Origin of the sequence: Flavobacterium gelidilacus DSM 15343, assembly GCF_000422685.1 — a bacterium.
In the GTDB taxonomy this organism is placed as follows: Bacteria; Bacteroidota; Bacteroidia; order Flavobacteriales; family Flavobacteriaceae; genus Flavobacterium; species Flavobacterium gelidilacus.
In genome coordinates this window covers 1-7,305 of sequence record NZ_AUGN01000029.1, presented here as the reverse complement: position 1 = coordinate 7,305, position 7,305 = coordinate 1, and the positions used below count along the sequence as shown (strand labels likewise).

At 23.6% G+C, this 7,305-nt stretch carries 6 protein-coding genes; all 6 read right to left on the bottom strand.

What is annotated here, in order from left to right; translation table 11 throughout:
- Positions 1-193: 193 nt before the first annotated feature.
- Positions 194-2,776 carry a hypothetical protein gene (locus G507_RS0109320; protein WP_026717236.1) on the bottom strand — a complete coding sequence of 861 codons (2,583 nt, stop codon included), beginning with the start codon at positions 2,774-2,776 and terminating at the stop codon, positions 194-196.
- A 14-nt stretch (positions 2,777-2,790) separates the two neighbouring features.
- Positions 2,791-3,594, bottom strand: a complete 804-nt coding sequence (locus tag G507_RS17355; RefSeq protein ID WP_026717235.1) for a GLPGLI family protein — start codon at positions 3,592-3,594, stop codon at positions 2,791-2,793.
- A gap of 73 nt (positions 3,595-3,667) precedes the next feature.
- Entirely contained in the window at positions 3,668-3,949 is a 282-nt protein-coding gene (locus G507_RS0109310) for a hypothetical protein (RefSeq protein ID WP_026717234.1), read from the bottom strand.
- A 448-nt stretch (positions 3,950-4,397) separates the two neighbouring features.
- The gene (locus tag G507_RS0109305; protein WP_026717233.1) at positions 4,398-5,333 is read right to left on the bottom strand and encodes a hypothetical protein; all 936 of its coding nucleotides are present in this window, start codon (positions 5,331-5,333) and stop codon (positions 4,398-4,400) included.
- Positions 5,334-5,499: 166 nt separating this feature from the next.
- Positions 5,500-6,282, bottom strand: a complete 783-nt coding sequence (locus G507_RS0109300; RefSeq protein WP_026717232.1) for a hypothetical protein — start codon at positions 6,280-6,282, stop codon at positions 5,500-5,502.
- 161 nt (positions 6,283-6,443) lie between these two features.
- Positions 6,444-7,305 (bottom strand): hypothetical protein (locus G507_RS16745; protein WP_035665997.1); only part of this gene is annotated, 862 nt, incomplete at its 5' end.

Below are 7,305 nucleotides of genomic sequence, written 5' to 3'. Positions count from 1 at the left end.
GTTAAAAGTAATTTTGTATTACTTGGGTTGTAGATTGCACCAAGTTGTGCAATTTGAGAATTTAATAAATTTGCGTTTGCAATATTTTTTGCATGTCCTTTTTCAGAAGTTGAAGCCATATTTTTATATATGTAAAGATATAAATTTTATCAAATTACTTTAAAGTTATAATTGATTATTATATTTATTACTGTTAAAAAGTGTATTCCATATTAAATAAGAAAAATTGTTGTGTTAAGTTTGTAGTTGAAATAAATGAGGAAAAATCGTTATTTTCAATTTGTTTAAAATATTTTAAATTTAATAAATTATTACCAGCCAAGATGAAATTAATTTTATCATTAAGCTTGTAATTCAATTCAAAATCAACAAAATTATAATTATTTGATTTATTTTTAATATTAGGTATAAAAACATCCCATTTAATTGATGCTTTATATTTTTTATTTATTTTATATCTTATTTTATAACTATTATTTAATGAATTATTAATATTTGTTATTATGGATTTTGATGTTATAATTTTAAGAGATGTAGAGTTTTCAAAATTAATTTTACTATTAAATCCTGTTCTAATAATAAATGTGTTTTTAAAAACCTCATTTGTATTTTTTCTTATATCAGAATTGTTTAAAACGTTAGGGTATTTATTTTTAATATATGTTGAGCTGTAAGTTAAATTTAAAGATAATTTATCAATAAATTTTGAAATACGAAAATTTGTATTAAAAGATGAATTTTTTTCATAAAAAAATGAATTTTTTATTATTGAAAAATTTTCATCAATTGAAAAATCGGATAAATACTGACCGTTACTTTTTTGAAATTGAGAAGTGAAATTCACTGTTGTATTTGTATATAAATCATTAAAAAAATAATTAAATGCTAAACTGTTTGTTTTTTGATAATCAAATGACGGCAGATTTTTAACTATAGTTCTATTATTGATATAAACATTATTAGTAAATATAAATTCCTCTGAAATGGGTTTTTGTGTGTTAGAATATGAAACTGTGTATGTAGACTTTTTCTCTTTAAAAATAATGTCTAGTGATGGTTCAAAAACAAAATTACTAGAATATGTCTTACTTAATAAATTTGTGTTTTCTAAATATAGAGTATAGTTTGTTAATGAAATATTAGGGACTATAATAATTTTTTTATAATAATACTTTAATCTTGAATTACTAAAATAATAATTGTTTTTGAATGTTGTATTATTAAAATCTGATGAATTATCTGAAAAATATGGGTTTCTTTGAAAACCAGAGCCAATCTGAAATGCATAACTAAAATTTTTACTTTTACCAATTAAGTTATAATTTAATAGTAACGTAGATTTTTTAAATTTACTTTTTTGATTAATATTTTCAAATGAGTTTATACTTTCAAAAGTTTGAGGTATTTCATCAAAAGTATAATATATGTTTGCTTGAAGTGCTTTATTGGACGAAACTTTCCAAGTATGAACAAATTTATTTATTGAAAAATAACCTTTAGTTTTATTAAAATTTTGAAAACCAATTTCATTATTTTTCAAATAGGTACTATAAACACTTGTTTTTTCAAAATATTGTTTACTAAATCCTTCAAATAAAGTTTTTTTTGAAAGATTATATTTTAATTCAAATTCACCACTAAATACATTTGGTTTTTTTAATGAAGAATAATTATCGTTAGTATTAACTAAATTATTTTCAATGAAGTTAACAGTATTTATATTTTGATTAGAATTAATTTTATCTGTAATAAAGTTTAAATTTGACTTAAACGTAAGCCTTTTATTTATTTTAAATAGATTATTATAACTTATGTATATTTGATTATTAATATTATAACGTATTGGATCTATTGATGGGTTAAACAATTCATCGGAAATTAGTTTTTTTGTTCTAAAATCATCGTCCGAAATTCTATCTAAACTTTTATTTTGTTGTTTCTCATAGAAATAAGTATCACTTCTACCAATATTATTTAAATTGAGAAGACCAAAAGACTTTACTTTTGAGGATATTTGCATAAGATAAGAGTTTGAATAATATGCTGAATTTAAGTCGTTTTTTAAACCTAAAGCATTTTCAAAATTTCCTGAAAAATCCGATTTACCTTTTTTTAATTTTAAATTTAATGCTACTTTACCCTCACTTTCAATACCTTTTAACAATAAGTTATTTGTATAATTATCAATGGCTTCTATTTCGTCCACCATATCTATATTGATATTTTTTGTGCCTAATTTATAATTGCTATTAAATATATTATCACCATCTAATGTAACGGTTTCTAGTTGCTTGCCTTTATATTTAATAGATCCATTAGCATCTACCTCAATTCCAGGCAATTTTTTTAAAAGGTCTTCAACTTTTTTTTCACTCCCATCACTATATTTACTAACATTAAATACAACAGTGTCATTTTTAATCTTAAAAGGGTTTTGTTTGGAAACAAGTACAACCTCTTTTAATTCAGTTATTTTACTGTATAATTTAATATCGTAGGAATATTTGTTTTTTTTTAAAGGTTTACTAATTAATATAGTTTCACTAATGTAACCATAAGATTGAATTTCAATTTCTAATTCATCATATACATTTTTCAAAATATATAAGCTTTTACCATTATATACTTTTGTAAATTCATTTACGTTATTATTACTTTTTTCTTTAAATAAAATGTTACAGTTATCAACTAATAAGCCTTCTTCATTTGTTATGTTGATGTTTATTGTTTGACTGAATGAAATTGTTGTGATTAATAAAAATATATATTTATACATTTATTTAAAATATTTTATTCATAGACACGCTCTCCAAGTCCAAAATTTTCGATTGATTCTGGACCATTTATTGATATTTTATCAGGTGCATTAGGTAAGCTTCTCATTTTTTTTACATATTTTTTATCACTTTCTAAAATCATGTCTTTTATTTGTACAAATGCAATAGTTTTTTTATTTAAATATGGGTTTTCTAGTTTTATTTTTTTTTCTATTTTAGTATTAATTTTTGTAGCATAAATTGACAAATACCCATCTGAAGAATCAACTTTTAAAATAAAACCAGGTAAGCCATCAAATTTCCAAGGACCTCCTTCGTTTGCTAATTCATTTGTAAAATAAGCAACATAATTTCTTCCTCTAAATTGTGTTGTTGCCTTTTTACAATTAAACCCTCCAATAATTGTGTCTTTTTCTGTTGAAGAAATTTCCCAATTAAATATGTTGATTTCTTCCTTTATATAACTTGGTTTAGATTTGTATCCAATAGCAAAGTTGTAAAATTGAAAATTATTTTTAAAGTCTTTAAAATGTTTTTCTTTAAAAAAAAATTCGATAACATCGTCGCCAATTATATATGCAACGACTGAATCTCTATCAAAGACAACTTCAGCAATTTCAGAATTTTTAAATTGCGTTTTATCTTTTATTAAATCAAAATAAAATATAGATTTAGATTCATTTTGTTCTAAAATGTATTTTTTTGTAGTTGATGCTAAATCATTTGACTTGTTAATAGTAAAATTAAATTCAACGTTTAAGTTTTGAGAATGTGAGACTGAAAATAATAATAAAAATATTGGTATAATATATTTCATTTTTGTTTTTTTATAGTTAAAAAAATTAGGGTACAAAAGTTTCTAATAACTTAAATACCCTAAAATAGTTTATTTAATCTTCAATTGCATCAATTGAATCTAATAAAGCTGCTTTACAACCATTATCAGCACCACCCCAACAAAAGAAACATGAATATTCTAAAGTATAAGTTGAACCTCCTATTGTTGCAGAGCAAGTTGCTGTTTTTACTTCTTCTACATTTTGGTTATTTTCTTTTGAAGTTTTACTTTCTGTTTTTACTTCTTTTTTCTCTTTTATTGGTTCGCCAGAGTTTGCAAAACCAAAAGATGAAATCATTGCAGTTGCAACAAGGCTAAAAATTAATTTTTTCATTTTTTTAAAGTTTTAAATTATAATTTGTTTCCCAAAATTTTGAAGTCTTTATTGGTATTGACTTTTGCTGTTTTTTTGTGTAAGCATATTCCACTATTTATTTTTTATTTTCTTTGGGATAAATAAAAAAATCCCTCAATTCGTAGCTACTGAATGTTTTTTAGTAAAATGTATTAATAATATTACAATATTAATCTTTTATTTTTAATATTTATATTTATTTAAGATTTTTTTTTAATATTTTATAAAACTAAATTAATGAGAACATTTTCTTTGCGTTTTGTGTAGCTCAATGGTTTCATACAACGGTTATCGGCTTTGTTTCAGTGGCTTTGATTAAGCACTGACCAAAGCAAATATAGAATAAATTTTCGATTCATAGAGGTTTTTCCGAAGGAAAAACCAAGCCCAAGCCATTGAACAAAACCGGTGTTGGCAGATGGTTTTTTTAGTTCACATAGTTCCTAAACCAATATTGATAATCTGGCGAACTTCCGAAATCTATAATGTTTTGATTTAACAAATTAGTTGTAAAATTAATAGTATCATCAAAATTTTGAGGCAAATTTATATATTCTGATCTTACCGAATTTATGCAATTATTGGATAGAAATATTGGACCTAAACTGCTTTCAAATCCGTAATTTGGTAAAATACTACTCAAACCACTAAATAAGTATATTCCTTTTAAAGGATTAGTCTTATTGTTGTATGTGAAAATATATCTTTTATCATAAGTATGTGAATTGTATTCTTCTTGCTTTACTTCAATTACATTATTATCTGTGTCGTAAGTATAAGATTTTTTTTGATATCCAACTAAAGGCTCATTAACTGGTCTAATATCTGAATATATTTCAGCTATTGTACCAGTTGGATTGTAGGAAAAGAAATTTTCTCCAACTTGAATTAGTTTGTTTGAAATATTTAAATCAGAATACATATACTTTGCAGATATTGAAATTAATACATTTTGTTCATAATTATAAATAAATTCATTTGTTATAGTGAAATCCGAGCAGACATTTTTTCTAACTGATTCTATTTTTGAAATTAAATTATTTTCATAAAAAAAACTTAAAACTGTATTTTCACAAATATAAGGCGTTGAATAAGTAATTGATTTTATTCTATTTGAATTTTCGAGTACTTCATAATCCCAATTTTTTGGCGTATTGTTGTAATTTTGAAAATTTATTGAGTTAATTATGTTGGAGTTAAATAATCCTTTTTCTATATTATTTAAGATTACATCAGGCTTTTTTAGATTTGCTAGTTGAGGATGAAGTGAGTTATTAATAGTTTTAGCTTCATCGTCTTTACTGCACGATAAACTTAAAATGATTAAAAAATAGTAAATAAAGCGATATTTCAATGTTTTCATTTTATATTTTTTTTGTTAAAATCTCTGCCAACGGTTCGCGGCTTTAAGAAGTTTGGGAAAAGTAAGCCCGAAACTTTCGATTAATTACCAAATTCAAAAGTACAAAACAAACTTTAAATTCAGCAATAAAACCCAAATTTCTTAAAACCGTTGTTAGCAAACGTTATTAATAATATTCTAATTCAATTATTAGGTATGCTCCATCATTGATATTTGAGTATGTAATTTTACTTGGTTTGTTACTACTATTATATTCATAATCAACTGTAATATTATTTGACGGCATATTTGGATCAATCTGCTTAATAATATTATTATAAATTCCATCATTAGGGTTATAATTATTTAAAAGCTTATTAAAGCCTAAAATATTTCTCATCGGAGCAATTTTGTTATCGTATTCCAAAATTAAAGCAGGAGTGTTAGTGCCATAATTATTAATATTCGTTATTTGGTTATAATTATCAACTTGGATTATGTTATCACCTATTAAATTGTAATTATTATCTGTGTCTTTTGAAAAATATTTCCATCTAATTATATTATTTGAGTAATCAAATTCTGATTTAGAATTGAAAAAAATTGCAGTTTTTATTCTATTTTGATTATCATAGATGTATTCAGTAACATAGTTTCCAGAGTATATTTTAGTGATTAAATCATTTGTGTATTCATAATTTTCGGAACCAAAAATTGTTGGATTATTGACATCTTGTTCTATTCTTTTATTTAATTTATTTGCAATATACGAAAAATATGAAACAGAAATTAAATCATTGTTATTTGCAAGCCTCGTAGACATTTTTTTAAGAAAACCAGTTGTTCCATTAAGATTTGGAGGTTGTATATCAATTGGATTTGGTTCTACAATAATTTCATTTATTGAATCGTTAGAGCAAGAATAAATAAATGATAATCCAATAAATAATAATAATAAAGATTTTTTCATGATTTTTGGTTTTAATGTTTGCTAACGGTTCTCGGCTTTATTTCAGTGGCTTTGATTGAACACTGACCAAAGCAAATATAGAATAAATTTTCGATTCATAGAGGTTTTTCCGAAGGAAAAACCAAGCCCAAGCCATTGAATAAAACCGGTGTTGTGCGACGTTATAATAATTTTTTTCTTTTCAACCAACCTTTTTTAGGGCTAACATTTAAACTTAAACCATAAAAGTTATTTCTAATAATAAAATCGCCAATTTTGTCAGAGCTTTGATTTAGATTGTAAATTTCATATTGACCAGAAACATAATCAGGGTCAATTGAACTATTAATAAAAAAACTTAAATCTATTAAAGCCAATTTTGTTTTATAATTTACTCCAAGAGATAATTCTGACGAAAAATTAATACTATTTGGATTATTAGATTTTGCAAAGAAAATATCCTTAGAATTACCATCATAATCTCCAACCGATACACCTGTTACTATTTCTTCATTTGTACCTGTTATTAAATTTAGGTTTAAACCAGCACCAAAAGAAATATTTAACTTATTATTTAATTTTAAAAAGTATTCTGTTTTTATTGGAATAGATATAATAAATTGACTGAAAGGGTCATATTGTGTTAATAAATAATCAATACCATACCCAACATCATCTTTCGAAATATTTAAATCAAATTTTGGTATAAATTCTTTTGCAATAATACCCGTTTTAAAGTTAAAATTACTCGATTGAGCAAAATTATAATATACACCAAATTGATAAGAAAAATCATTTGTAAATTTCATACTTGGATATGTTGAGCCATCTCTATTCCAAGCATCACTTTTTTTAAGAATAGATGGTTGAAATACAAAACTTAGCTTAGAATATTCTTTATGATAAATGTTTTCTGCTTCTTGAGAATAACTAGAAATGAAGAATAAAGTAGCAAATATTATACATTTATACTTTATTGGTTTAATATATTTATAATTCATATTATTGTTTTTTACGAGATTTTCAAAATAATGTTGCACAACG

Excerpts from the sequence above, each read along its gene's own strand:
- G507_RS0109300 (WP_026717232.1), bottom strand. The coding sequence starts at position 6,282 with ATGAAAAAATCTTTATTATTATTATTTATTGGATTATCATTTATTTAT.
- G507_RS0109310 (WP_026717234.1), bottom strand. The coding sequence starts at position 3,949 with ATGAAAAAATTAATTTTTAGCCTTGTTGCAACTGCAATGATTTCATCT.
- G507_RS0109320 (WP_026717236.1), bottom strand. The coding sequence starts at position 2,776 with ATGTATAAATATATATTTTTATTAATCACAACAATTTCATTCAGTCAA.
- G507_RS17355 (WP_026717235.1), bottom strand. The coding sequence starts at position 3,594 with ATGAAATATATTATACCAATATTTTTATTATTATTTTCAGTCTCACAT.
- G507_RS0109305 (WP_026717233.1), bottom strand. The coding sequence starts at position 5,333 with ATGAAAACATTGAAATATCGCTTTATTTACTATTTTTTAATCATTTTA.